Here is a 25639-nt window from a genome sequence, read left to right on the forward strand (position 1 = left end):
AGGCGGCACAGTCGCTTATAGATGCAGAATTACTTGCCCAGCAGACGGCGGGCCATCTCCTGATAGGCGCCCTCCACGTTGCCCAGGTCCCGGCGGAAGCGGTCCTTGTCCAGCTTCTCCCCAGTCTTGGAGTCCCAGAACCGGCAGGTGTCGGGGCTGATCTCGTCGGCCAGCACGATGGTGCCGTCGGCGGTCTTGCCGAACTCCAGCTTGAAGTCCACCAGGGTGACGCCGCACTCGGCCAGGGTCTTCTTCAGGAAGTCGTTGACCTGGAAGGCGTACTTCTTGATGGTGTCGATCTCGTCCCAGGTGGCCAGCTTCAGGGCCACGGCGTGATAGCTGTTGATGAGGGGATCGTGGAGGTCGTCGTTCTTATAGGAGAACTCGATGGTGGGCTCGTCGAACACGATGCCCTCCTCCACGCCGTAGCGCTTGGCGAAGGAGCCGGCGGAGATGTTGCGGATGATGACCTCCAGGGGGACGATGGACACCTTCTTCACGGCGGTCTCCCGCTCGCTGAGCTCCTCCACGAAGTGGGTGGGCACGCCGGCCTTCTCCAGCTGCTGCATCAGGTAGTTGGTCATCTGGTTGTTGATGGCCCCCTTGCCGGTGATGGTGCCCTTCTTCAGGCCGTCAAAAGCGGTGGCGTCGTCCTTGTAGGACACGATGACCACGTTGGGGTCCTCGGTGGAGTAGACCTTTTTGGCCTTGCCCTCGTACAGCTGCTCGATCTTGTTCATAGTAGACCTTCCTTTCATTCTTCCTTCTTGTCTGGTTTCCAAACGGTAAAAGGTCATTTCTCAGGGGGAGAATTGACAATTTACAATTGACAATTGACAATGATGGTGTCCGGCTGCGCCGGACGGATTCAAAATTACAGCTCCGCCTGGAGCTTGGCCTCTTTCTCAGCGATCTGCTGGGCCATCTTCTCCCGGGCCTCGTCCAGCTTGGCGGCCAGCGCGTCGTCGGAGACCGCCAGGATCTGGGCGGCCAGCACGGCGGCGTTCTTGGCCCCGTTGATGGCCACGGTGGCCACGGGGATGCCGCTGGGCATCTGGACGGTAGCCAGCAGGGCGTCCAGGCCGTCCATGGCGCCCCCCTTCATGGGGATGCCGATGACGGGCAGAGTGGAGTTGCCGGCGAAGGCTCCGGCCAGGTGGGCGGCCATGCCGGCGGCGCAGATGAGCACGCCGAAGCCGTTCTGACGGGCCCCACGGGCAAATTCCGCGGCGGCGGCGGGGGTGCGGTGGGCGCTCAGGATGTGGGCCTCATAGGGGATGCCGAACTCCTGAAGCTGGGCGCAGGCCCCCTTGACCACCGGCCAGTCGGAGTCGGAGCCCATAATGACAGCTACCTTTTTCATAAAAAGACGCTCCTTTCTTGTTTTCCCGCGGCGGAGCGCATTCAAAGGCGGCCTGCGGCCGTCCTGCGCAAATACAGCTCCAGGCGGAAAAAATCCAAGGCTGCCTGCGGGTACAGACAGCCTGAGGGTAGGTTACTTCTCAAATTTGGGCGCGCCGGGGCGCAGGGCAGACCATCCTGCCCGGGAAAAGCCGCACAGTCCCTCCAGGACCATGGAATTACCCCCCAACACGCATCGTTTTAGGAACCTATTTTATCGAAAAAACATGGGGTTTGCAAGAGGACGGCGGAAATTCGTAGGCTTGAACAATGGGGAACGCCGATTCAGACAAAAAAGTTGGCGGCCTCCTGCACAAGAGCGGTCAAAGCAGCCCCGCGGTGGCCAGAATGCGGGAGACCCTCCCGGCCCGCACCGACCAGGCGGCCTGAGCCCCGTGGTCCAGACGGCGCTGGGTGACCAGGGAGGGGAGCTCCTCCAGGGCGTGTTCGCACAGGGTGACAAACTCGCGGTTGGAGTGGGCCCCGTACACCACGTCGGGGAAGGGCTCCACCTGGTCGGGCCACAGCATGGCCACGATGGGCCGCCCGGTGGACAGGTACTCGTACATGCGGGTGGGGATCACGTCGCTGTCCGGCTGCTCCTCCCGGAGAAAGTCCATCAGCACCTGGCACCGGGCCAGGTAGGCGGGCACCTCCATCTGGGGGCAGGGGGGCAGAAAGGACACGTTGGGCAGCCGCTTGAGCTTTTTCACCAGGGGGTTGGGCTCCCGGCGGCCCAGGAGCAGAAAATTCCACTCCGGATGGGCGTGGGCGGCGTGCAGGACGGGGGACAGGTCCAGGTCGGGGTGGATGGTCCCCGCCCACCCGAAGGTGGGGGTGGTCCGCCGGGGCGGGCGGTCCTCCGGCGGCCGGGCCGCCTTGGCGAACAGGGGGTGGGCGGTCCCGTTGGGCAGCAGGGCGATGTTGCTGCTGCACGGGGAGAGCCGGTCGGCCAGCCCCTGGGAGGCGGCGAACACCACGTCGGCGGTGGAGGAGAGCACTCCCTCCCAGGCGGGGGGCAGGTCGTCCCACTCCCGGTCACAGTCGTACACCAGCCCGTCGTAGTCCAGCCGGTCCAGCAGGTGGACCTGCTCCGGGCAGGTGGTCCACAGCAGGGGGGCGCGGAACCGGTGCTTGGCTATTTTCCCGGCGATGTACCGGGCCAGCTTCCGCTGGCCCAGCTGAAAGAGCTCCCCGTACCGCTCGTCCACCGGGAGGAGGAGCGGGGGCAGGGTGTAGGTGGTGATGTTGGGCTTCACCGCCCGGCCCTTGCCCCGGAAGCGCTGATCCCGCCAGCTCTCGGCGGGGGAGAAGTAGAGCACCTGCACGTCCTTCAGCCGGGCCACCAGCTGCTGGGTGCGCCCGGGGGAGGGACTCCAGGGCTCGTTGGAGAGACAGACGATCTGTTTCAATGGGGGCCTCCTAGGAAAACACGCTCCAAAACGCCCTTGCGCGGAGCGGAAAAAGCAGGTATAATACGCAGACACGGTTAAAACCGTGTAAAAAAGATACTGATATTCCTTACTTATTATATCGGCCCCGGCATGCGGGGTCAAGGGAGGAGGTCCCAAAAATCCATGCTGGAAGTCATACAAACCGTGGACGAGACCATTCTGCTGTGGATTCAGGAGACGGTCCGCCAGGGGTGGCTCAACCCCCTGGTGGAGTTTTACACCACCCTGGGCAACGGGGGGCTGCTGTGGATTGTGCTGTCCCTGGCCCTGCTGTGCTGGAGGCCCACCCGGAGGGTGGGAGCGGTGTCTCTGCTGGCGCTGGCCATTGGGTTCCTGTGCACCAATGTGGCGGTGAAGCCCCTGATCCAGCGGCCCCGGCCCTACACGGCGGTGGAGGGACTCATCCCCCTGCTCACCTCCGGGGACCCCAACTCCTTCCCCTCGGGGCACACCTGCGCCGCCTTCGCCGCCGGTCTGGCCTGGGCGGGGACCTGCTCGGCCCGGTGGGCCCGGATCGCCGCGGTGGTCAGCGCCGTGTGCATGGGCCTGTCCCGGCTGTATGTGGGGGTCCACTACCCTAGCGACGTGCTGGCCGGGGCGCTGGTGGGCTCCCTGGCCGCCCTGGCTGCTCTGGCCCTGGCGCGGCGGTGGGAGAGAGCGCATAAACAACTGTAGGGGCGGCCCTTGTGGCCGCCCGCGGGTAAAGGGCAAGGCTCCGCCTGAGGATCACTCAGGCGGAGCCTTGCTGCTTTTCAAGGGGGGTGCGGGGCCGGGACCTTAATCTGCGGGGGCACTGTCTGACTGAGGCTGGCGGGCGTACCAGTCGTCCACTGCCTGACGAATTGCCGTACTTGTCCCGGAGGGCAGCACCCGAAGGACGGGAAGGGAGGCGTTCTCCTCGTTGTCCTCCCCCAGAGGCCCGCAGGCCAGGAGGCATCCCCCGTCCCGCTCCTCTAAATACACATGCAGTTCTGTGTCCCCGTCTCGCGCGAGGGATATGATGCAGTCGGATTCCCCGACGGCTACCCGGCCGGGGGAACGGGAGAGGTCGATGCCGGTAACGGTCTCATCCAGAAGGAAACTGGAAATTTGGGCGATAACGTTCCGGTCACTAATTCGATAGAAAAAGTCCGCCTTGGGGGAGGGGGTGAAACAGACAGGAGATTCGCCCTGCAAAGCCGCATACAGCTCCTCAGAGCTGGGGCAGAGAGCCGCCTCCCGGCAAACCTCCAGCACCGCGTCCGCCAGGTGGTCCGGGATGGCGATGGAGTACCAGCTCCCCGCGTCCATGGCCCGGGCGTACCAGCCCTCCGGGGCGGACGGGTCCCACCAGGGCGCGCCGTAGCTCACCTCATAGAAGGTGGTCCAGTTGGTGAGCCAGTCCTCCATGTCATAGTCCGGGGACTGGTTCTGGGCCACGCACTCCGGGTCGTTCAAAAACAGCTCCGTGAGCTGGGCCTTGAATGTGGCGTGCTCCACCCGGTACTGCACCTGGGGCAGGGTGCGCTGCTCCTGCTGAAGAACTCTTATTTGCTCAATAATCCCGTCTGGGAAAACAGCGGCAGGAAAACAGGCCAGATGTTCTGAGTCAGGGTTCAGGACGTATGTCTCCGGATCGGATGAATTTGAATCTCGATAAAGATAATAGGTGGCCGCTTCCATCTCTCCGCCCCGCTCATACCAGAAGGTAAGGGGGGTAGAGGAGAGAAAACGGGATGGCCAATCGGTTTCCAACACCTCATCAGAGAAGTTCAACAAGTCGTGAACCTGGTTCAGCAGTTCTTTTGCCTCCGCCAGAAGGTCCGGGTCCGTGATTTGGGTGGGGTCGGCACCGCTGCTATAGAGGGGCTGCCCCAGGTGGACGGCCTGGGCGACAGATACATGATACTTAAAGTCACTGTAGATGGAGTCTGGGTCAGGAACGGCTTGGTCCCGTTCCCCCGCAAACACAAACACCGCCGCCAGGGCCAGGGCGGCCGCCGCCAGAAAGAGGGCGGTTTTCTTTGTCTCCGGCTGTTTCACCAGCTGGGCAATCCGCCGCTGGACGGTTTTCTTTCCTCCGGTCATGGTGGTGGAGCAGGACAGCACCCCGCCCGCCCCGGACCGCCGGGCCACCAGCCCGATCAGCGTGCGGCCGTAGGGGATGCGCTCCCCCTCCCCCAGCTGCCGGATGGTCCCCTCGTCGCAGGCCAGCTCTCCGTCCCGCTTGGACAAGATGACTGCCGCCCACACCAGGGGGTTATACCAGTGGAGGGCCAGGGCCAGGCACCGGAGGAGGGACCAGATGTGGTCCCTGTGCCGGAAGTGAGTGAGCTCATGGGAGAGCACATGGGTGCGGACTGTTCTGTCCTCCGCCGCCTCCGGGGTAAGGTAGATGGCGGGGCGGAGCACCCCGCACAGACAGGGGGAGGACAGCTCCTCAGCCTCATACACCGGCAGGGGACAGCCTGCTGTGGGGAGGGGCCGTCGGCCTCTGCGGAGTTTTTGGGCAAACCGCAGGTTGGCGGCCAGCACCGCCAGCAGGACCACGCCGGCCCCCGCCGCCCACACAACCTGAACTCCGTCGCTGAGTGTGGGGCCGCCGAAATGATAATATTCGGAGAGGTTACTCTCTATGGTGGACGCGGAATGAGGCAAGTCGGCCTGGTCCTCCTCATCCAAACTCACGGAGGGATTGATGGGGCGTACCAGGATCGTGTTCGGGAAGATAGGGCGCTCCGATATGGTGGACAGCTCCGGCGTCAGGTCCGCCACCGCGGCGGGGAGGGAGAGGCCCGGAATCTGGAAGGGCACCAGCAGCCGCAGGAGGACCACCCCCCACAGGGCATACCGCACCCGGGGGGACAGCTTTCGGAACAGTGTCCCCCGCAGGAGCAGAAAGACCGCCAGCAGAATGGACGAGGTGACGCACCAGGAGATGAGCAGCTCCATCATGTTCCCTCCGCCTCCTTTAAAATGGCGTACAGTTCCTCAATTTCTTCTTTGGTCAGGGCCTTCTCCCGGGCCATGGAGGACACCATCAGGCCCACGCTCCCCTGGTACACCCGGTCCAGGAAGGAGCGGGTCTCCTGGCGGGCGGCCTTCTCCCGCTCCACCGCCGGGAAGTAGTGCTTGGCACGGCCCCGGACCTCCACCCGGACCAGCCCCTTGTCCTCCATCCGGCGCAGGGTGGTGATAGTGGTGCTCTTGGCCCAGCCCACCTTCTCCTTTAAAATAGGGACCAGCTGGGTGACCGTCTGGGGGGCGCGCTCCCACAGACAGTCCAGCACATACCACTCGCTGTTGGTGAGCATCGTCTCCGCCATATTCGCACGCCTCCTTTTTATAAGTTTACTTTGTAAACCAAACATACCACAAAAGGTCTACGTTGTCAACCAAAACTTCCGGCGGAGGGCGGCGGTCCAAACCGGCGGAATGAACCCGGTCTTAACAGGAAGCGAACCCATCTTAACATACATTTTACTATTGACGAACGGTCCCTTTGATGCTATCGTATATGTGCTGGAATATCGAGGTAGAGTCTGTCGCAGAGGGCAGGAAACTGCGCCTCCTTTGATTCACAGCGTCGGAATGGGAAAGAGAATTTCAGTGCCTTTCCCCCGGAGATGGACAGGACTTTTGAGGGAAAGAGGTCCTGCTCTTTTTTTGCTCCTGAGCCATGTTTGAAAAATGTCAACATGCCAAAACGGCGGGCCTTTTCCCACCATGCCGCGTTCATTTTCCCTGCAATCCACCAAGGATTGCCGCGTCAAATTGCCTTGCCTGGCGGAAAATCCCTCGTCGTTGGGCACATTTCCACTTTTCAAACAAGGCATAGAAAAATAAAAGGGGTTTTGCTGGACTATGGATATGGATGTTTCGCTCTCTTATTTCTTACAGGCGATCTCCACAAACCCGGTCATGCTGGTGACCGTTCTCCTGACCCTGGGGGTCATCTTCGTCAATGGCTGGACCGACGCGCCCAACGCCATTGCCACCTGCATCACCACCCGCTGCCTGGGGGCCCGGAAGGCCATTATTACCAGCGCGGTCTTCAACTTCCTGGGCGTGCTCATCATGACCCACATCAACAGCGCGGTGGCCTCCACCATCAGCAACATGGTGGACTTTGGAAGCAATACCCACGAGGCGCAGATCGCCCTGTGCGCGGCTCTGTTCTCCATCGTGGTGTACAGCGTGGGGGCCTCCTACTTCGGCATCCCCACCAGTGAGAGCCACAGTCTGATCGCCGGCCTCACCGGCGCGGCCATCGCCATCCACGGCGGCCTGGACGGGGTCAACCCGGACGAGTGGATCAAGGTCATCTACGGCCTGTTCCTGAGCCTGGCCCTGGGCTTCCTGTCCGGGTGGGTGATCTGCAAGCTGATTACGATCATCTGCGCCGGGATGAACCGGCATAAGACCAACCGCTTCTTCCAGGCGGGCGAGATTTTCGGCGCCGCCGCCATGAGCTTCATGCACGGCGCCCAGGACGGCCAGAAGTTCATCGGCGTGCTCTTCCTGGGCGTGGCCTTCAGCAACGGCCAGAGCAGCGTGGAGGGCGTGATCATCCCCGTCTGGCTGATGATCGTGTGCAGCACGGTCATGGGCGTGGGCACCAGCGTGGGCGGAGAGAAGATCATCAAGTCGGTGGGCATGGACATGGTCCGCCTGGAGAAATACCAGGGCTTTTCCGCCGACCTGGCCGGCGCCTTCTGCCTGCTGCTGTCCAGCGTGTTCGGCATTCCGGTGTCCACCACCCACACCAAGACCAGCGCCATCATGGGCGTGGGCGCGGTGAAGCGGCTGTCCGCCATCAACTTCGGCGTGGTCAAGGACATGATGCTCACCTGGGTGTTTACCTTCCCCGGCTGCGGCCTCATCAGCTTTGTGATGGCCAAGCTGTTTATGACCATCCTGTGATTCCGGAGCGTTCCGGTTCTGTTTGGGTCCCCATTTGAAGATTTGATTCAGGAGTGAGACGGAAATGGCAAAGAAGCAAGACGCATATTATTTTGAAACCTTTACGGCCTGTCTGGACGACGCCTGCAAGGCGGCCCAGCTGCTGGACCGGTCCATGCGGGAGTTTGACCCCGCCCAGATCAAAGAGACGCTGGACGAGATGCACAACATCGAGCACGCCGCCGACGACAAGAAGCACGAGCTGCTCAACGTGCTGGCCAAGGCCTTCATCACCCCCATCGAGCGGGAGGACATCATCCTCCTCAGCCAGAACATCGACGAGGTCACCGACAAGATCGAGGACGTGCTGCTGCGGGTCTACTGCAACAACGTGCAGAAGATCCGGCCGGAGGCCCTGGAGCTGTCCCGGCTGGTGATCCGCTGCTGTGAGGAGGCCAAGCTCATGGCTCAGGAGTTCGCCGACTTCAAGCGCTCCAAGGGCCTGCGGGACCACATCATCCGCATCAACACCCTGGAGGAGGAGGCCGACCAGCAGTTCATCAACAGCATGCGCACCCTCCACACCACCTGCACCGATCCCATTGAGATCATCGTGTGGCGGGAGATCTTCCTCTATCTGGAGAAGTGCGTGGATGCCTGCGAGCACGTGGCCGACACGGTGGAGAGCGTGGTCATGAAGAATTCCTGATCGGATGAGATCTGGAAGAGTTCATATGGAAAAGGAGGACGAAGCCGTCCCGCCTTCCGGCCGGGCGGCCCAGTTCGCACTATGATACGGTTTTTAAAAAAGCAGCCCCCCGGGCGGCTCATTGCCCTGGGCTTTGCGGCGGTGATTCTGATTGGCAGCGCCCTTTTGATGCTGCCCATCTCCATCCGGCCGGGGGTGGAGGTGGCGTACATCGACGCGCTGTTCACCTCCACCAGTGCAGTCTGCGTCACAGGTCTCATCGCGGTGGACGCCTATGACAACTTTACGGTGTTTGGACAGGCGGTGCTGGCCGGACTGATCCAGATCGGCGGTCTGGGGGTCACGTCGGTGGGCGTGGGACTGATTCTGGCCGCCGGCCGCCGGGTGAGCATCAAGGGCCGCTCCCTGGTGAAGGAGGCCCTGAATGTGGACAGCTTTCAGGGAATGGTGCGGCTGATCCAGTGGGTGCTGAAAGTGACCTTGTGCTTTGAGGGGGCGGGCGCCGTCCTGAGCTTTCTCACCTTCTCCCAGGACTACCCCCTGCCCCGGGCCCTGTGGACCAGCGTGTTCCACTCGGTGGCCGCCTTCAACAACTCGGGCTTTGACATCCTGGGCGGGATGCAGAACCTCATCCCCTATCAAAGCGACGTGCTGCTGAATCTGGTCACCTGCGCCCTGATCATCTTCGGCGGCTTGGGCTTTCTGGTGATGCTGGACATCCGCAGGGCCGGGAGCTTCCGGAAGCTGACCTTCCACTCCAAGGTGGTCATCACCACCACGGCGGCCCTGCTGGCCGTGGGCACTCTGCTGCTGAAGGCTACCGAGGACATGACCTGGCTGGGGGCCTTTTTCCACAGCGTGTCCGCCCGCACCGCCGGTTTCTCCACCTACTCCATGGGGGAGCTGACCAACGCGGGGCTGTTCACCCTGATCCTGCTCATGTTCATCGGCGCCTCCCCCGGGTCCACCGGCGGCGGCATCAAGACCACCACCTTCTTCGCCCTGATGCAGCAGGTGCGGGCCGTCTTTACCAAGAAGAAGCCCGGGGGCTTCCACCGGACGCTGCCCGGAGAGGCCATCGACAAGGCGGGAGTCATCGCCCTGCTGTCCGTGGTGGTGGTGTGCGTGGGGACCTTCCTGCTGTGCGTGCTGGAGCCGGAGCTGGACTTTGTGCGGCTGCTGTTTGAGGAGGTCTCCGCCTTCGGCACAGTGGGACTGTCCACCGGCATCACCCCCGATTTGAGCGTGGCCAGCAAGCTGGTGCTGATATTTACCATGTACATCGGACGTCTGGGGGCCTTTACCCTGTTCTCCCTGTGGATCGACCGGCCCGACCCCAGCATCCGGTACACCGAAGAAATGATTACAATAGGATAGGAGCGCTATGAGAAGAAAGCAGTCAGAGACCTCGTTCGGGGTCATCGGTCTGGGGCGGTTCGGCACCGCCCTGGTGAAGACGCTGGCCGAGGCGGGCCAGGAAGTCATTGCCGTGGACAAGGATGAGCAGAAGGTGAAGGCGGTGCGAAAATACACCGACTACGCCTTTGTGGTGGGGATGCTCAACGAGGAGAGCCTCCAGGAGACCGGCGTGCAGAACTGCGACACGGTCACCATCTGCATCGGAGAGCAGCTGGATGTGAGCATTCTCACCACCATGCAGGTGATCAAGATGGGCATTCCCCATGTGATCTCCAAGGCCAACAGCCAGGAGCACGGAGAGGTGCTCAAGCAGCTGGGGGCCACGGTGGTCTACCCCGAGGCGGACATGGCCGTGCGCATCGGCAAGCGGCTGATCTCCCGCAGCATGCTGGATTACATCTCCCTGGACGACGACGTGGAGGTGCGGCGCATCCAGGTGGGCGGAAAGCTGATCGGCGCCAGCATCCAGGAGCTGGACGTGCGCCGGGTCTACGGCATCAACATCATCGCCGTGGAGCGGGACCACCAGACAAACGTGGAGTTCTCCCCCCAGTACCGCTTTGCGGCGGAGGACATCATCGCGGTCATCGGGAAAGTAGATAAAATTGACCATTTTGAACAGGACATTCGTCCCTGACACAGGGGAGAATCGCCTCAAAGAACAGACAGGAGCATCACTTTGGATTTCAAGCAGCATCTGATCGTAGCGGCCAAGGGGGCCGTGGTAGGGGGGACCATGCTGGTTCCCGGGGTAAGCGGCGGCACCATGTGCATCATTCTGGGCGTCTATGACCGGCTGATCCACGCGGTGAGCACCTTTTTTCAGAGCAAGCGGGCCAATTTCTGGCTGCTGTTCTGTTTCTGCCTGGGGGCCGGAGCGGGGATTTTTCTCTTGTCCAAACCCCTGCTCCAGCTGATGGAGCTCTTCCCCAAGCCAGCCAGCTTCTTCTTCATGGGGGCGGTGGCCGGAAGCGTGCCCATGACCTTCCAGAAGGCCAAGGTGACCTCCTTTCACTGGCGGGTCCCGGTCTATGTGGTGGCGGGAATGATCATTGTGTGGGTGCTGGCCAAGCTGCCCACCATGGACCAGATGAGCGGCGGCGGCCTGGAGCGCTACGCCATGCTGGTGGTGTCCGGCGTGGTGGCGGCGGTGGCCCTGGTTCTGCCGGGGATCAGCGTGTCCTACCTGCTGCTGGTGCTGGGGATGTACAGCACCACCATCCAGGCCATCGGGAATTTGGATTTTGAGTACCTCATCCCCCTGGGGCTGGGGGGAATTCTGGGGGTGGTGGCCACCACCAAGGCGCTGGAGCATCTGATGCAGGTCTACCCCCGGGCCACCTACCTGATTATTCTGGGCTTTGTGGTGGCGTCCATTCCTACCATCTTCCCGGGCGTCCCGGCGGGGGCGGAATGGATCGTGTGTGCGCTCACTCTCGTGGCCGGGTTCGGCGTGGTCTATAAGGTCTCCAGCTTATAAAAAAGCCCGGCCTGGATGAGAGGCCGGACGGAAGCGCAGAACGAAAAAAGCGGGGCTGGTCTCCGGTGCCGGGGCGGCACGGGAGGGGACAGCCCCGCTCTGTTATGCGGTCTGATTCTGGAGGATGCGCAGGGCCATGATGAGGCAGGCCTGCCGCTGGGCGGTGTCCTGGGGTCCGAAGCGGCCGTCGCCGTAGCCGGCCACAATGCCGCTCTGGGACATAAAGGCCACGCTGCTTCTGGCCCAGGAGGAGATGTCCCCTCCGTCTGAGAAGGAGGGGGTGCCGTCGGGAACGGAGCCGCCCAGGGCCCGGTAAACAGCGGTGAGCATGACGGCGGCCTGCTCCCGGGTGAGAAGCTCCCCGGGGCCGAAGGTGGAGTCGGAGGTGCCGGCGGTAAAGCCCATGGAGTAGGCCTTGAGCGCCTCCGAGTCGGAGGTGTCCGTGAAGGGATTTTCTCCGGGGACCTGGATGGACTGGCCGCTGGCCGTCTCATACAGCCGGACGGCGAGGGCGGCGAACTGAAGGCGGGTGATGGGCTCCCGCAGGTCCTGCCCCTTCAGGTGGTCGGGCATCAGCCCGCCGGCGATGGCCTGGTTGACCAGGTTGAGGGCCCACTCGTCCACCGGCTCGCCGGTGGCGGAGACGGGCTGTCCCGAGGTCGAACTGGGGGCCTTCAGCCAGATCCCCCGGTCCAGGGTCTCGCTGCTCTGGCCGCTGCCGGAGAGGGTGGACACGTGGTAGAGATGGGCGGAATCCCGGACCACCAGGTCGCTCTGACCGGACAGGAGGGAGTTCAGGGCCCAGTGGCCGCTGCTCTCGGAGTAGGTGAAGATCTCCACCAGCAGAAGGGCGCCGGTCTCGCTGCTCACCCGGGTCCCGATGGGGACCAGGGTGGCGGAGTAGGTCTCCGTATCCGAATAGGAGAAGGGCTCAGTGCCCAGGGGGTCCAGGGAGAGCTGATAAGCCGCCTGGCCGCTTTGAAGGGTGGCGGCCGCCGCTCCCGTAGTGAGCAGAGCGCACAGCAGAACGCCAGAGAGAATCCGGGTCAGGACCTTTTTCATGGTAAGCAGGAGTCCTTTCTGTAAAAAATTGGGCCGCGGAGGTTCACGCGGACAAAATGACAGGTGGACCGGCGAAATGCCGGACTGGAAATCAAGTACCATTTTACCGGATTACATAAGAAATAACAAGCGGATAAACATGAAGATTTTATGAAATATTGGGACCGGCGCTGCCGGGCCGGAAGGGAGTGCCATTTTCGTGGAATATAACATCGTGCCCATGGACCGCAGCCACATTGAACAGATCGCCGCCCTGGAGCGGGAGTGCTTCTCCACCCCCTGGAGCGAGGCCATGCTCACCGAGGCCCTCTTTGATTCTCAGGCCAGCTTTATCGTGGCCGAGTCGGAGGAGGGAGGCGTGCTGGGCTACGCGGGACTCCAGGTGGTGCTGGATGAGGGATATATTGACAACATTGCCGTGGAGCCCAACGCCCGCCGCCACGGGGTGGCGGACGAGCTGCTGGACGTGTTCTGCCGCTTTGGGGAGGCCAACCTGGCCTTCCTCACCCTGGAGGTGCGGGCCTCCAACGCCCCGGCCATCGCCCTGTACCGGAAACACGGTTTTGAGGAGGCGGGGCGGCGGAAAAATTATTACACCAAGCCCGCCGAGGATGCCATCATTATGACCCGCTACTTCAAGCGGATCGGAACCGAGCATGAATGAGCCGGAGCTGAGGCCGCTGGGACCGGAGGAGGTGGGCCTCCTCTACCGCCGGGAGCTGAAGGGGACCTTCCCACCCACGGAGCTCAAGCCCCTGCGCACCATCCAGCGGCACATGCGGGCGGGCCGCTATCCGGTCTGGGGCCTGTATCAGGGGGAAGAGCTGACGGCCTACGCCCTGCTGTGGCAGACCGTGGATGGAAGGGCGGTCCTTCTGGACTACCTGGGGGTGCCCCGGGACCGCCGGGGACAGGGCTGGGGGAGCCGCATGCTGGCCCAGCTGCGCCGGATCTACGGAGAGAGGGCGGCCATCCTGGCGGAGGTGGAGGCCCCGGAGGCGGCGGAGCCGGGGGAGCGGTCGCTCCAGGAGCGCCGCCTGGATTTCTACCGCCGGGCGGGGTTCCGGTACGCGGGCTTTGACAGCCGGCTGTTCGGCGTCCATTACCGCCTGCTGGCCGCCGGAGCCGGGGAGGAGCCGGAGCTGCTGGCGGCCTACCGCACCCTGTATCAGGGGCACTTTCCCGGCGCTGTGTTCCGGCGGTTCGTGCAGATCCCGTGGGACCGGCCGGAGTAAACCGGCCGATTGGGAGAGCCCTTCTGCGGTGAAAATTTTGTGAAAGCAAACTGGAAAAAGCGGCCTGCCGCTTTTTCAACAGTCTGAAAAGGGGGAACCTTTTATGAATATCCTAGCCATCGAGTCCTCCTGCGACGAGACCGCCGCCGCGGTGGTCCGGGACGGGCGGACCGTGCTGTCCAACTGCATCGCCTCTCAGATCGAGATGCACACCATCTACGGGGGCGTGGTGCCCGAGATCGCCTCCCGGAAGCATGTGGAGGCGGTCACCGGCCTGGCGGAGCAGGCGGTGGCCCAGGCGGGCCTGACCAAGGGGGACCTGGACGCCGTGGCGGTGACCTACGCCCCGGGGCTCATCGGGGCGGTGCTGGTGGGGGTGAACTTCGCCAAGGGGGCGGCCATGGCCCTGGACCTGCCCCTGATCCCGGTGCACCACGTGCGGGGACACATCGCCGCCAACTACATCACCCACCCGGACCTGGAGCCACCCTTTGTGTGCCTGTGCGTCTCCGGCGGCACCACCCTGATTGTGGACGTGAAGTCCTACACGGACATGGAGGTGCTGGGGGGGACCCGGGACGACGCGGCGGGGGAGTGCTTTGACAAGGTGGCCCGGGTGCTGGGTATCGGCTACCCCGGGGGCGGCCCCATGGACCGCCTGGCCCGCGGGGGGGACGACAGCCGGTATGAGCTGCCCCGGGCCCATGTGGCGGGCCACGACCTGGACATGTCCTTCTCCGGCCTGAAGACCGCCAGCCTGAATCTGATCCACAACGCCCAGCAGAAGGGGGAGGAGCTGAACCTGCCCGACTTCGCCGCCAGCTTCGGCCGGGCGGTGAGCGAGTCCCTGGTGCCCCGGGTGATGGCCGCCGCCCGCATGAGGGGGTATGGCCGGGTGGCGGTGGCCGGCGGCGTGGCGGCTAACAGCCGTATCCGGTCGGACCTTACCGCCGCCTGCCAGGAGAGCGGCGACCGCCTGTTCCTGCCCGAGCTGAAATACTGCGGCGACAACGCCGCCATGATCGGGTGCCAGGGGTATTACGAGTGGAAGGCCGGCCATACGGCCGGCCTGGAGCTGAACGCTTACGCCACCCGGGACATCGCCCTGGGGTGAGCGGCGTTGTCGCCGGGGCCCCATCGCAGATGGGGCGGCGCGAAGCGCCGTACAAGCGTTTTCGCCCAGCGAAAACCTTGGCGGAGGGACGGCTCTGCCGTCCCGAGCATTGAAAAAAGACGGGGTCCCCAGAAAGCGGAGCTTTCTGGGGAGGACAACGCCGCCATGATCGGGTGCCAGGGGTATTACGAGTGGAAGGCCGGCCGCACGGCCGGCCTGGATCTGAACGCCTACGCTACCCGGGACATTGCCCTTGGGTAATGTGGAAATTTTAAGGAGGGGAGTTCCTGTGTTCCAGGAACTCCCCTCCTCTGTATTGGTGTGTGGAAATCAAAAGGGCGGCTGAGCCGGGAGTGGTCCCGATTCAGCCGCCCTCAGTTTTGGCGGGGAAGCTCGAGGGGCAGCCCGCCTCGAGTGGGATCGAATGTCCTGAATGCCTTGCTTGGCAAGATGTTCAGCGAGGGCAGCGAGGACTTTCCCGCCGCTGTGCGGCGGGAAAGCAACGGCATTTTTGTGGGCCGGTCAGTCGGCCAGCTGGTCCAGCAGGACCGCCAGCTCCTCCAGCTTTTTCTCCGGGTCCCCGCTCTCCACCGCCTCCCGGACACAGCAGTCCATGTGGGCCTTGAGCACCATGCGGTTGGCCTTTTTCAAAATGGACTGGGTGGCCATCAGCTGGTGGGACACGTCCAGGCAGTACCGGTCCTCATCGATCATTTTGAGAATGCCGTCGATCTGTCCCCGGGCGGTCTTCAGCAGGCGGGTGACCTGGGTGTGGTCCGCCTTCACTGGATGGACACCACCTCATAGCCCGCCTCGGTGACCGCGTCCTTCAGCTCCTGGTCGGAGACGGGGGCGGCCAGGGTGACGGTGGCGCACTTGTTCTCCAGGTCGGCCTTGGCGGAGGTCACGCCCCCCAGGGCGGACAGGGCCTTCTCCACGTGGGCCACACAGTGGGCGCACATCATGCCTTCAATGTTCAGTGTCTTGGTCATGGTTTCAGTTCCTCCTTCATTTGCTTGGGTGCTTTCTTCCAAATCAACGGGACAGCTCTGGGTGCAAGGCGCACAGGCGGGAGCTGTGCCGCTGTCATCACCGGCGGGGCCGGGGACGTTCTCAGTTTGCTGGGATTGGGGTGCTTGGGTGCGGAATTTGCTTTTGAAAAAGCGCAGGCGTAAAGCGTTGGTCACCACGCACACGGAGCTCAGGCTCATGGCGGCGGCGCCGAACATGGGGTTGAGCATGAAGTCGGTGATGCCCAGGGCGTAGAACACGCCGGCGGCCAGGGGGATGCCGATGGAGTTGTAGAAGAAGGCCCAGAACAGGTTCTCCTTGATGTTCCGGATGGTGGCCCGGCTCAGTTCCACCGCCGCCACCGCGTCCATCAGGTCGGACTTCATCAGCACGATGTCGGCGCTCTCGATGGCCACGTCGGTGCCCGCCCCGATGGCAAGGCCCACGTCGGCCCGGGCCAGGGCGGGGGCGTCGTTGATGCCGTCGCCCACCATGGCCACCTTCTTGCCCTGCTCTTGGAGCTCCTTCACCTTGCGCTCCTTGTCCTGGGGGAGCACCTGGGCCATGACCTGGGTGACGCCCAGCTCTTTGCCGATGGCGTCGGCGGTGCGCTGGTTGTCGCCGGTGAGCATGACCACGTCCAGGCCCAGCTTTCGGAAGGCGGCCACCGCCCCGGCGCTGGTGGGCTTGGGGGTGTCGGCCACGGCGATGAGGCCCAGCACCTGGTGCTCATCGGCGAAGTACAGGGCGGTCTTGCCCTGGGCGGCCAGCTCCTCCGCCTTTGCGGGGAAGCTCCCCAGGTCCACTCCGGCCTCCTCCATCATGGCCAGGTTGCCGCCCATACAGGTGCGGTTCCCCAGGGTGGCCCGGACGCCCCGGCCGTGGAGGGCGGTAAAGTTTCCAACTGTGGTGACGGGGAGGTTCCGCTTCTTGCTCTCCTCCACGATGGCGGTGGCCAGGGGGTGCTCGGAGGGGCCCTCCAGACAGGCGGCCAGGATGAGCAGCCCCTCCTCGTCCATATCGTCGGCGGGGAGGACGTCGGTGACCACCGGCCTGCCCTGGGTGAGGGTGCCCGTCTTGTCCAGCACCACAGTGTTTACCGTGTGCAGGGTCTCCAGAGCCTCGGCGGATTTGATGAGGATGCCGTTCTCGGCCCCCTTGCCGGTGCCTACCATGATGGCCACGGGGGTGGCCAGACCCAGGGCGCAGGGGCAGGAGATGACCAGCACGGCCACGCCGGTGGTGAGGGCCTTTGTGATGTCATAGCCGCTGGCGAAGAACCAGGCCACCGCGGTGACGGCAGCGATGACCATGACGATAGGGACGAACACGCCGGCCACCTTGTCGGCCAGCTTGGCGATGGGGGCCTTGGACGAGGAGGCCTCCTCCACCAGGCGGATCATCTGGGCCAGGGTGGTGTCCTCCCCCACCCGCAGGGCCTCGAAAGTGAAGGAGCCCGACTTGTTGATGGCGGCGGCGGCCACCTTGTCGCCGGGGCCCTTGTCCACAGGCAGGGACTCGCCGGTGAGGGCGGACTCGTCCACGGCGGAGGTCCCCTCCACGATGACGCCGTCCACCGGGATGGACTGGCCGGGCCGGACCACGATGCGGTCCCCCACCCGGACCTCCTCCACGGGGATCTCCACCTCCACCCCGTCCCGGAGGACGCTGGCGGTCTTGGGGGCCAGGTCCATGAGCCGGGTGATGGCCTGGCTGGTCTTGCCCTTGGACCGGGTCTCCAGGTACTTGCCCAGAGTGATGAGGGTGAGGATCATGCCGGCGGACTCGAAGTACAGATCCATATGGTACTGCTCCACCAGAGCCCAGTCCCTGTGGCCCAGACCGTAGCCCATCTGGTAGATGGCGAAGATGCCGTAGATCACCGCGGCGGAGGAGCCCACCGCGATGAGGGAGTCCATATTGGGCCCTAAGTGGGCCAGAGTCTTGAAGCCCACCCGGTAGTATTTGTCGTTGATGTACATGATGGGCAGGGTGAGCAGCAGCTGGGTCAGGCCGAAGGCCACCGCATTCTCCAGCCCCGTGAGGAAGCCGGGGAGGGGGGCACCGAACATGTGGCCCATGGAGATGTAGAAAAGGGGGATCAGGAACACAAAGGACCAGATGAGACGGTGCTTCATGGAGGACAGCTCGGCCTCCATCTGGGCCTCCGGCCGCTCCGTCTTGGCCTGGGCCGCATCCTTATTTGCCTGGGGCAGGGAGGCCCCGTAGCCCGCGTGGACCACCGCCTGGATGATGCTGTCGGGGGTGAGGGCGCTCTCGTCGTAGTCCACTGTCATGGAGTTGGTCATCAGGCTGACTTCCGCCTTGCGCACGGCGTCCAGCTTGTTGACGGCTTTCTCTACATGTGCCGAGCACGCCGAGCAGGTCATGCCGGTGACGTTGAATTTTTGCTTCATAGGAGATCACCAAACTTTTTTGAATTGGAGTGGTAAGGGGATGGAAGGGAGTTTCGTTGCCCGCTCTTTTTAAGCCTTCCCCCTGGGGGGAAGGTGGCACGGCGAAGCCGTGACGGATGAGGGGGCAGGTTTCGGCCACCTCGTAGGGTGCGAGAAGGTGAATTGCCCCGCAGGGGCAAGAGAGGCTGGCCTGGGCCACGACCCGGCGCGCCGCTTCGGTGGTTTTTTGCGGGGGGATTTCGCCGCCTGCGGGCGGCGAGCTTCTTTCTGGATGCCCAGAAAGAAGCCAATGGGCCAGGCCACCTTCTCTTGGCCCTTCGGGCCAATTCACCTTGAGAGGCACCAAGGGATGAGCTCAGGATGAGCGCTTCGCGCTCATATTCGCTCACCCCCTGGACCCCCATTTACGGGGGCCCCTCCTGAAAGGTGTTGCGTCATTTCCGGCGCGCAAAACCTGAGTGATTTTCTGCAATTCAATCCGGGCCACTTCGTCGTCGCGGATTTCGTATCCCTCGCTTCGTCCTGCCGGACAAAGCTCGCTCACTCCATCGCTCCTCCTCTCCAACGCAAACCCGCTTCGCTGGGCTTTGCGTTGGGGGCCGCCTTCGGCGGCCTGTTTGGGTGGAAAATTTCAGCCGGTGCGGGTCCATTGGTACGCCTGGCTTTGCCAAACCAACGATACCGGTCTATCTCCTACCGTAGGGGCGCACATTGTGCGCCCGCCGAGCCTTCCCCCTTCAAGGGGGAAGGTGCCCCAGTGCTCACACTGGGGCGGATGAGGGTAACTTCTTGGCTTGGGCAATCCACCGGCGGGAGCCCCAAGGGGCTCCCCTACGCAAAACGGAAACCGTCCCGGCCCTGTTGTAGGGGAGGGGCTTGCCCCTCCCGCCATTTCTCGAAATGGTCCGTTTTCTGCCGCAGGGGCGGCCCTTGCGGCCGCCCGCCGTGAGGAAATCGTTTCAACCCGCAGGGGCGGCACACCGGGCCGCCCATCGAAGTTTTAAGCACACGTTGAGACCAACGCAAACTCAAAGAACAACACCCCCCGGGGGAGGGGTACCATGATTGTATACCAGGAAACTAGGTTTGTCAATAGGCGGATACAATTTCCTGCTATGCCGGGAAGCGGGGGACGGAGAGTTGGTCCGGCGGGACGCCCAGCAGGAGGAGGGCTCCCGCCACCGCCAGGGCGGACTGGGGAGAGGCGCCGTGGTCCAACATCCAGGGGAACTCCTGCCGGTCCACCACCTGGCCCTGGATGGTGACCAGCTCCCGCTGGAGGGCCAGCCACAGCTTCCGCCCCTCCCGGCTGGACAGGGTGAGGGTGTTTTTGGGGCCGGAGCCGTAGCTGACGGCGCTGGCCGCCTGGAGGTCCCACCCCGGGAGGGTGGTGTCCCCCGGCAGCAGGGCCATGCGGCAGCGCTCGGGCCGTCCGTCCCCGTGGGCCGCCGCCCTTGGGGAGACCACCAGCAGGGCGGGGTGGTCCGCGGTTGGAATCTGCCCCAGGCTGCGGCCGTGGCGGGCCAGGCGGCGGAGAATGTCCGCCTCAATGCCCTCCTGCTCCTCAATCACCTGAAAAGGACCCAAATCTGCCGCCCCCTTTTGGGATACAGTTTGGATGAAACAGAAATTTTTATGCGGCGTTCCCCGTGGAAACCGGGCCTTTCCTTGACTTTCCGCCGGGAAATGAGTATCATTATCCTGTTATAGTATGCGATAGAACAGTGAGGCAGCGAATTTATGGCACCAAAAAAAGCGAATTACGGAAATGAGTCCATCTCCGCGCTGAAGGGGGCCGACCGGGTGCGGAAGCGCCCGGGGGTCATTTTCGGCTCCGACGGCCTGGAGGGCTGTGAGCACGCGGTCTTTGAGATCCTCTCCAACGCCATTGACGAGGCCCGGGAGGGACACGGAAGCCTGATCACCGTCACCCGCTATCTGGACAAGTCCATCCAGGTGGAGGACCAGGGCCGGGGCTGTCCGGTGGATTGGAACGAGAACGAACAGAAGTACAACTGGGAGCTGGTGTTCTGCGAACTGTACGCCGGCGGCAAATATGGGGGCGACGGGGACAACTACGAGTATTCTCTGGGTCTGAACGGCCTGGGCTCCTGCGCCACCCAGTACGCCAGCGAATACTTTGACGCCGCCATCTGGCGGGACGGCTTCAAATACTCCCTCCACTTTGAGAAGGGCGAGAATATCGGCGGCCTGAAGAAGGAGCCCACCGACCGGGGGAAAAAGACGGGCACCACCATCCGCTGGAAGCCCGACCTGGAGGTCTTTACCGACATCGACATCCCCGTGGACTACTACACCGACGTGCTCAAGCGCCAGGCGGTGGTCAACGCCGGGGTCACCTTCCGCTTTCGGGAGGAGACCGCCCCTAATAAATTTTCCACCACGGATTTTCAGTATGAGAACGGCATTCTGGACTATGTCACCGAGCTGGCCGGGGAGGAGCCCCTCACCCAGCCGGTGTTCTGGCAGACCGAGCGGAAGGGCCGGGACCGGGCGGACAAGCCGGAGTACAAGGTGAAGCTGTCGGTCTCCTTCTGCTTCTCCAATAAGGTGTCCGTCATCGAGCACTACCACAACTCCTCCTGGCTGGAGCACGGGGGCTCTCCGGAGAAGGCCATGAAGTCCGCCTTCGTCTCCGCCATCGACTCCTATTTGAAGCAGCAGGGGAAGTACCAGAAGAACGAGGCCAAGATCACCTTTAACGACATCCAGGACGCCCTGGTGCTGGTGTCCAACAACTTCTCCACCCAGACCTCCTATGAGAACCAGACCAAGAAGGCCATCAACAACAAGTTCGTTCAGGAGGCCATGACCGACTTCCTCCGCTCCCAGCTGGAGGTCTACTTCATCGAGAACCCCTTCGACGCCCAGAAGATCGCCGAACAGGTCCTCATTAACAAGCGCTCCCGAGAGACGGCGGAGCGCACCCGTCTGAACATCAAAAAGAAGCTCACCGGCTCCATGGACATCTCCAACCGGGTGCAGAAGTTCGTGGACTGCCGCACCAAGGACGTGTCCAAGCGGGAACTCTACATCGTGGAGGGCGACTCCGCCATGGGGGCGGTCAAGCTCAGCCGGGACGCAGAGTACCAGGGGATCATGCCCGTCCGGGGCAAGATTTTGAACTGCCTGAAGGCGGACTACGCCAAGATCTTCAAGAGCGACATCATCACCGACCTGCTGAAGGTGCTGGGCTGCGGGGTGGAGGTGAAGGACAAGCACGTGAAGGACCTGTCCGCCTTCGACCTGGACAACCTGCGGTGGAACAAGGTGGTCATCTGCACCGACGCCGATGTGGACGGCTTCCAGATCCGCACCCTGATCCTCACCATGCTCTACCGTCTGACCCCCACCCTCATCCAGCAGGGGTACGTGTATATCGCCGAGTCCCCCCTGTACGAGATCACCTGCAAGGAGAAGACCTGGTTTGCCTACTCCGACAAGGAGAAAAACGACATTGTAGCCTCTCTGGAGGGGAAAAAGTACGACATCCAGCGCTCCAAGGGTTTGGGTGAGAACGAGCCGGACATGATGTGGCTGACCACCATGAACCCGGAGACCCGGCGGCTCATCAAGGTCATGCCCGAGGATGTGGAGCGCACCGCCCAGATCTTCGACCTGCTGCTGGGGGACGACCTCCAGGGCCGGAAAAACCACATCGCAGACAACGGATATAAGTATCTGGAGCTGGCGGATATCTCATAGTACGTTCAATCTTTAGGCATGCAAAAGGAGAGAACCATGAGGCATAAATTTTGGCCGGCTCTGTCTGTGCTGCTGGCCCTGGCGTGCGTTTTTTATGGCAGCGGGGAGAGACGCCTTATCAGGTTGACGATCTGCGGCTCCAGGGTATGCTGCAAGCCCGTGCGCGCTTTTTAGATTATCTGAATTATGGGGATGAAGGCGATTACTGGTACGGAGCAGCGGAATTTCAGACAATGGTTAATGCAGCCAAGTTGGAAAACCTCAACGGCCAGATTGATGCCAATGCGGTGATGGGTGTTCTGGTCTATGAATCGGAGCAGGCGAAGCCTTATCTGGTCGAATTGTGCGGCGCCTTGGAGACGTGTATCGCTGATCCGGACAATACTGCACAGTGGGAGATTTCTATGAACGAATTGCGACACTTGCTGGAAGAGGGCGCCTGACGGCGCAGAGGGGAGCGGATATGACAGCCGTTGAGATCAACGAACGGGGCCCGGAATTGATTGCCCAGCTGCTTATCATATGGGAGTGGTCGGTCCAGGCCACTCACACCTTCCTGTCAGGGGAGGAGATTGCCAAAATCAAGCCCTACGTGCCCCAAGCGCTGGAGCAGGTCCCCCACCTGATCGTCCTGGAAGACGAGGGCGGAGCGCCGGCGGCCTTTATGGGAATCGGGGAGCAGAAGCTGGAGATGCTGTTTCTGGCCCCGGAGGCCCGGGGGAAAGGATACGGAAAGCGCCTGCTTCAATATGGGTTTGATCGGTACGCGGTCCAGGAAGTGACGGTGAACGAGCAGAATCCCCAGGCCATCGGATTTTATGAGCACATGGGATTTCAGACCTACCGGCGCACGGAGCGGGACGAGCAGGGCGGGCCGTATCCGCTGCTGTATATGCGGCGCGTGTTGCCGGACGTTTCATCTGAGGGACGGTTTTAGGGGGACGTTTCGCTCCCCATACGGTGCTTTTCGCAGGGGCCGGCCCCAGATCAGCCCGCGGGCGGCCCAGTGTGCCGCCCCTACGACCTCATCCGCCTCGCTGCGCTCGGCACTTGCCCCTACCCCTTTTGTCCCTTTGGGACATTTCCCCCTGACAGGAGGAATCGGCCTAAAGGGGAAGGCACGGGCGGGTCACGGACCCGCCCCTACGGCGGGAATTTAGACCGGCCACTCAGATTTTGCGCGCCGGAAATATTTGCTCGACCGAAGGGGTAACTCCTGTAATGGGGGACCGGGGGTAAGCGGTCCTATGGGCACGAAGTGCCCGTCGGCCGCGTCCCCCGGCGATCCTTTGGTTTCTTTCCCATCGCTGGGAAAGAAACTCGCCCCGCAGGGCGAAATCCCCTGCAAGAGATGAGATATGTTCCATTTGATTGATATAATGATATAAAAAGTGTATGGATGAAGAATAAGGACGGAATGTAATGCCAAAGAAGAAACAACCCAACGACAAAAAGCCAAAAGTGGAAAACTCCAACGTGATGGGCCTCCACGCCGAGGTGCTGGAGCAGCCCATCACCGAGACGCTGGAACTAAACTACATGCCCTACGCCATGAGCGTCATCGTCTCCCGGGCCATCCCGGAGATCGACGGCTTCAAGCCCAGCCACCGGAAGCTGCTGTACACCATGTACGATATGGGCCTGCTGAACAAGCCCCGCACCAAGTCGGCCAACGTGGTGGGGGCCACCATGAAGTTAAACCCCCACGGGGACGCGGCCATCTACGACACCATGGTACGCCTCAGCCGGGGCTACGGGGCCCTGCTCCACCCCTTTGTGGACAGCAAGGGCAACTTCGGCAAGGTGTACTCCCGGGACATGGCCTGGGCGGCCAGCCGGTACACCGAGGTGCGGCTGGACCCCATCTGTGCCGAGCTGTTCCGGGACATCGACCAGGACACGGTGGACTTTGTGGACAACTACGACGGCAAGCTGAAGGAGCCCTCCCTGCTGCCCACCACCTTCCCCAACGTACTGGTGTCCGCCAACCAGGGCATCGCCGTGGGCATGGCCAGCAATGTGTGCGGGTTTAACCTGGGGGAGGTGTGCGACACCACCATCGCCTATCTGAAGAACCCGGACTGCGACATCATGGCCACCCTGAAGGCCCCCGACCTGCCCACCGGGGGCGAGCTGATCTACGACCCGGCGGCCCTGGGGGAGATCTACCGCACCGGCCGGGGCTCCTTTAAGGTCCGGGCCAAATGGCGGTATGTGAAGGAAGAGAACCTGATCGAGGTCTACGAGATCCCCTACTCCACCACCTCGGAGGCCATTATGGACAAGGTGGCCGAGCTGGTGAAGGCGGGGAAGATCAAAGAGATCGCCGACATGCGGGACGAGACCGACCTGACCGGCCTGAAACTGGCCATCGACTTAAAGCGGGGCACCGACCCGGACAAGCTCATGGCCAAGCTGTTCCGCATGACCCCCCTCCAGGACAGCCAGTCCTGCAACTTCAACATCCTCATCGCCGGCATGCCCCGGGTGATGGGGGTGCGGGAAATCCTGGAGGAGTGGACCGCCTGGCGTGCTGAATCCGTGCGGCGGCGGGTCTACTTCAACATGAAGAAGAAGCAGGACAAGCTGCACCTCCTGAAGGGCCTCCAGCGCATCCTTCTGGACATCGACCGGGCCATAAAGATCATCCGTGAGACCGAGGAGGACGCGGAGGTGGTGCCCAACCTGATGATCGGGTTCGGCATCGACCAGGTCCAGGCGGAGTACGTGGCGGACATCCGCCTGCGGAACATCAATAAGGAGTATATCCTCAAGCGCACCCAGGAGGTGGACGCCCTGGAGGCGGAGATCGCCGACCTGGAGGTCACCGTCAACGACCCCAAGCGCATCCGGAAGATCATCATGGACGAGCTCACCCAGGTGAAGAAGAAGTACGCCGTTCCCCGCCGCACGGAGATCCTCTATGACTACCAGGCCGACGAGGACCAGGGGGAGGAGGACGAGACCCCGGACTACCCGGTGAATCTGTTCCTCTCCCAGGAGGGGTACTTCAAAAAGATCACCCCCCAGTCCCTGCGGATGGCCAGCGACCAGAAGTACAAGGAGGGAGACGGCCCCTGGCTCAGCTGGGAGGGCACCAACCGGGACGAGCTGCTGGTGTTCACCGACAAGCAGCAGTGCTACAAGACCCGCATGTCCGACTTCGACGACTCCAAGGCCAGCGTCCTGGGCGACTACCTGCCCACCAAGCTGGCCATGGACCCGGAGGAGCGGGTGGTGTGGGCCTGCATCCCCGGGGACTACTCCGGGCAGCTGCTGTTTGTCTTTGCCAACGGCAAGGTGGCGCGGGTGGAGCTGGCCGCCTACCAGACCCAGACCCGCCGGAAGAAGCTTACCGGGGCCTACTCCGACAAGGCGCCCCTGGCGGCGGCCTTCCTGGTGCGGGAGGACTTCGAGCTGGCGGTCTACTCCAGCGACGGCCGGTGCATGGTGTTCCACACCGCCCTCCTGGCCCCCAAGACCACCCGCACCACCCAGGGGGTCAATGTGATGACCCTGAAGCCCAAGCGGGTGGTGGAGAAGGCCCTGCCTCTTGGAGAGACGGCCATCGTCAACGCCGCCCGGTACCGGGCCCGGAGCCTGCCGGTGGCCGGCGCCCTCCTGAAGGAGGAGGACCGGGGGGAGAAGCAGATGTCCCTGCTGGAGTAGTAAGGAGTAGGACTCTCTGCTCTGCAGAACATAGAATCGGAAGGAGCGGGTTATTTGCCCG

22 protein-coding genes are annotated in these 25639 nt (G+C 62.8%); 13 read left to right on the forward strand and 9 right to left on the reverse strand.

All coding sequences use genetic code 11. The features are described 5' to 3' along the window. Positions 1-29: 29 nt before the first annotated feature. From purC to H6B31_RS02245, 3 genes are all read right to left on the reverse strand, one after another. Positions 30-740 (reverse strand): phosphoribosylaminoimidazolesuccinocarboxamide synthase, encoded by a 711-nt coding sequence (purC, locus tag H6B31_RS02235; protein ID WP_204897009.1) that lies wholly within the window; start codon positions 738-740, stop codon positions 30-32. A gap of 134 nt (positions 741-874) precedes the next feature. After that, positions 875-1363: a 5-(carboxyamino)imidazole ribonucleotide mutase gene (gene purE, locus H6B31_RS02240; RefSeq protein WP_191345360.1), complete on the reverse strand. Its 489-nt coding sequence runs from the start codon at positions 1361-1363 to the stop codon at positions 875-877. A gap of 361 nt (positions 1364-1724) precedes the next feature. Continuing rightward, complete coding sequence (locus H6B31_RS02245; protein ID WP_243418804.1) at positions 1725-2813, reverse strand: glycosyltransferase family protein; 1089 nt, start codon at positions 2811-2813, stop codon at positions 1725-1727. A 165-nt stretch (positions 2814-2978) separates the two neighbouring features. On the opposite strand from H6B31_RS02245, the gene H6B31_RS02250 reads away from it, so the two are divergent. Beyond that, the gene (locus H6B31_RS02250) at positions 2979-3530 is read left to right on the forward strand and encodes a phosphatase PAP2 family protein (RefSeq protein WP_204897010.1); all 552 of its coding nucleotides are present in this window, start codon (positions 2979-2981) and stop codon (positions 3528-3530) included. A 102-nt stretch (positions 3531-3632) separates the two neighbouring features. On the opposite strand, the gene H6B31_RS02255 is transcribed toward H6B31_RS02250, so the two are convergent. Continuing rightward, entirely contained in the window at positions 3633-5789 is a 2157-nt protein-coding gene (locus H6B31_RS02255; protein ID WP_204897011.1) for a M56 family metallopeptidase, read from the reverse strand. Then, positions 5786-6160, reverse strand: a complete 375-nt coding sequence (locus tag H6B31_RS02260; protein ID WP_204897012.1) for a BlaI/MecI/CopY family transcriptional regulator — start codon at positions 6158-6160, stop codon at positions 5786-5788. The genes H6B31_RS02255 and H6B31_RS02260 overlap by 4 nt, the downstream gene beginning before the upstream one ends. Positions 6161-6704: 544 nt before the next feature. Between H6B31_RS02260 and H6B31_RS02265 the strand changes: the two genes are divergently transcribed. The 5 genes from H6B31_RS02265 (at position 6705) to H6B31_RS02285 (ending at position 11344) form a co-directional block, all read left to right on the forward strand. After that, positions 6705-7757 carry an inorganic phosphate transporter gene (locus tag H6B31_RS02265; RefSeq protein WP_204897055.1) on the forward strand — a complete coding sequence of 351 codons (1053 nt, stop codon included), beginning with the start codon at positions 6705-6707 and terminating at the stop codon, positions 7755-7757. A 64-nt stretch (positions 7758-7821) separates the two neighbouring features. After that, positions 7822-8445: a DUF47 domain-containing protein gene (locus tag H6B31_RS02270; RefSeq protein ID WP_087291068.1), complete on the forward strand. Its 624-nt coding sequence runs from the start codon at positions 7822-7824 to the stop codon at positions 8443-8445. Between the two features lie 81 nt (positions 8446-8526). Continuing rightward, complete coding sequence (locus H6B31_RS02275; RefSeq protein WP_204897013.1) at positions 8527-9822, forward strand: TrkH family potassium uptake protein; 1296 nt, start codon at positions 8527-8529, stop codon at positions 9820-9822. A 7-nt stretch (positions 9823-9829) separates the two neighbouring features. Continuing rightward, the gene (locus H6B31_RS02280; RefSeq protein WP_204897014.1) at positions 9830-10501 is read left to right on the forward strand and encodes a potassium channel family protein; all 672 of its coding nucleotides are present in this window, start codon (positions 9830-9832) and stop codon (positions 10499-10501) included. Between the two features lie 42 nt (positions 10502-10543). Then, positions 10544-11344, forward strand: coding sequence for a DUF368 domain-containing protein (locus tag H6B31_RS02285; protein WP_243418805.1), 801 nt, complete (start codon positions 10544-10546; stop codon positions 11342-11344). 102 nt (positions 11345-11446) lie between these two features. Here the strand turns inward: H6B31_RS02285 and H6B31_RS02290 are convergent, their stop codons facing one another. Then, positions 11447-12406: an S-layer homology domain-containing protein gene (locus H6B31_RS02290; protein WP_204897015.1), complete on the reverse strand. Its 960-nt coding sequence runs from the start codon at positions 12404-12406 to the stop codon at positions 11447-11449. Positions 12407-12605: 199 nt separating this feature from the next. Between H6B31_RS02290 and rimI the strand changes: the two genes are divergently transcribed. The 3 genes from rimI to tsaD all read left to right on the forward strand — a co-directional run bounded on the left by rimI (position 12606) and on the right by tsaD (position 14755). Then, positions 12606-13070, forward strand: a complete 465-nt coding sequence (gene rimI, locus H6B31_RS02295) for a ribosomal protein S18-alanine N-acetyltransferase (RefSeq protein ID WP_346014025.1) — start codon at positions 12606-12608, stop codon at positions 13068-13070. Continuing rightward, the gene (locus H6B31_RS02300; protein WP_204897016.1) at positions 13063-13641 is read left to right on the forward strand and encodes a GNAT family N-acetyltransferase; all 579 of its coding nucleotides are present in this window, start codon (positions 13063-13065) and stop codon (positions 13639-13641) included. The genes rimI and H6B31_RS02300 overlap by 8 nt, the downstream gene beginning before the upstream one ends. A 103-nt stretch (positions 13642-13744) precedes the next feature. Then, positions 13745-14755, forward strand: coding sequence for a tRNA (adenosine(37)-N6)-threonylcarbamoyltransferase complex transferase subunit TsaD (gene tsaD, locus H6B31_RS02305; protein WP_204897017.1), 1011 nt, complete (start codon positions 13745-13747; stop codon positions 14753-14755). 522 nt (positions 14756-15277) lie between these two features. Here tsaD and H6B31_RS02310 read toward each other — a convergent pair. The 3 genes from H6B31_RS02310 to H6B31_RS02320 form a co-directional block, all read right to left on the reverse strand. Beyond that, the gene (locus H6B31_RS02310) at positions 15278-15541 is read right to left on the reverse strand and encodes a metal-sensing transcriptional repressor (RefSeq protein ID WP_204897018.1); all 264 of its coding nucleotides are present in this window, start codon (positions 15539-15541) and stop codon (positions 15278-15280) included. After that, positions 15538-18183 (reverse strand): heavy metal translocating P-type ATPase, encoded by a 2646-nt coding sequence (locus H6B31_RS02315; RefSeq protein WP_204897019.1) that lies wholly within the window; start codon positions 18181-18183, stop codon positions 15538-15540. Before H6B31_RS02315 ends, H6B31_RS02310 begins: the two co-directional genes overlap by 4 nt. Positions 18184-19296: 1113 nt before the next feature. After that, a complete protein-coding gene (locus H6B31_RS02320; protein WP_204897020.1) occupies positions 19297-19770 on the reverse strand; it encodes a hypothetical protein in 474 nt (157 codons plus the stop codon). Between the two features lie 153 nt (positions 19771-19923). On the opposite strand from H6B31_RS02320, the gene H6B31_RS02325 reads away from it, so the two are divergent. The 4 genes from H6B31_RS02325 (at position 19924) to H6B31_RS02340 (ending at position 25578) form a co-directional block, all read left to right on the forward strand. Beyond that, a complete protein-coding gene (locus tag H6B31_RS02325) occupies positions 19924-21909 on the forward strand; it encodes a DNA gyrase/topoisomerase IV subunit B (RefSeq protein WP_204897021.1) in 1986 nt (661 codons plus the stop codon). A gap of 50 nt (positions 21910-21959) precedes the next feature. Further along, entirely contained in the window at positions 21960-22352 is a 393-nt protein-coding gene (locus H6B31_RS02330) for a hypothetical protein (protein ID WP_204897022.1), read from the forward strand. A 20-nt stretch (positions 22353-22372) separates the two neighbouring features. Then, positions 22373-22846: a GNAT family N-acetyltransferase gene (locus H6B31_RS02335; RefSeq protein ID WP_204897023.1), complete on the forward strand. Its 474-nt coding sequence runs from the start codon at positions 22373-22375 to the stop codon at positions 22844-22846. Between the two features lie 485 nt (positions 22847-23331). Beyond that, the gene (locus tag H6B31_RS02340; RefSeq protein WP_204897024.1) at positions 23332-25578 is read left to right on the forward strand and encodes a DNA gyrase subunit A; all 2247 of its coding nucleotides are present in this window, start codon (positions 23332-23334) and stop codon (positions 25576-25578) included. Positions 25579-25639 lie beyond the last annotated feature (61 nt).

The organism is Pseudoflavonifractor capillosus (assembly GCF_016899775.1).
Taxonomy (GTDB): domain Bacteria; phylum Bacillota; class Clostridia; order Oscillospirales; family Oscillospiraceae; genus Lawsonibacter.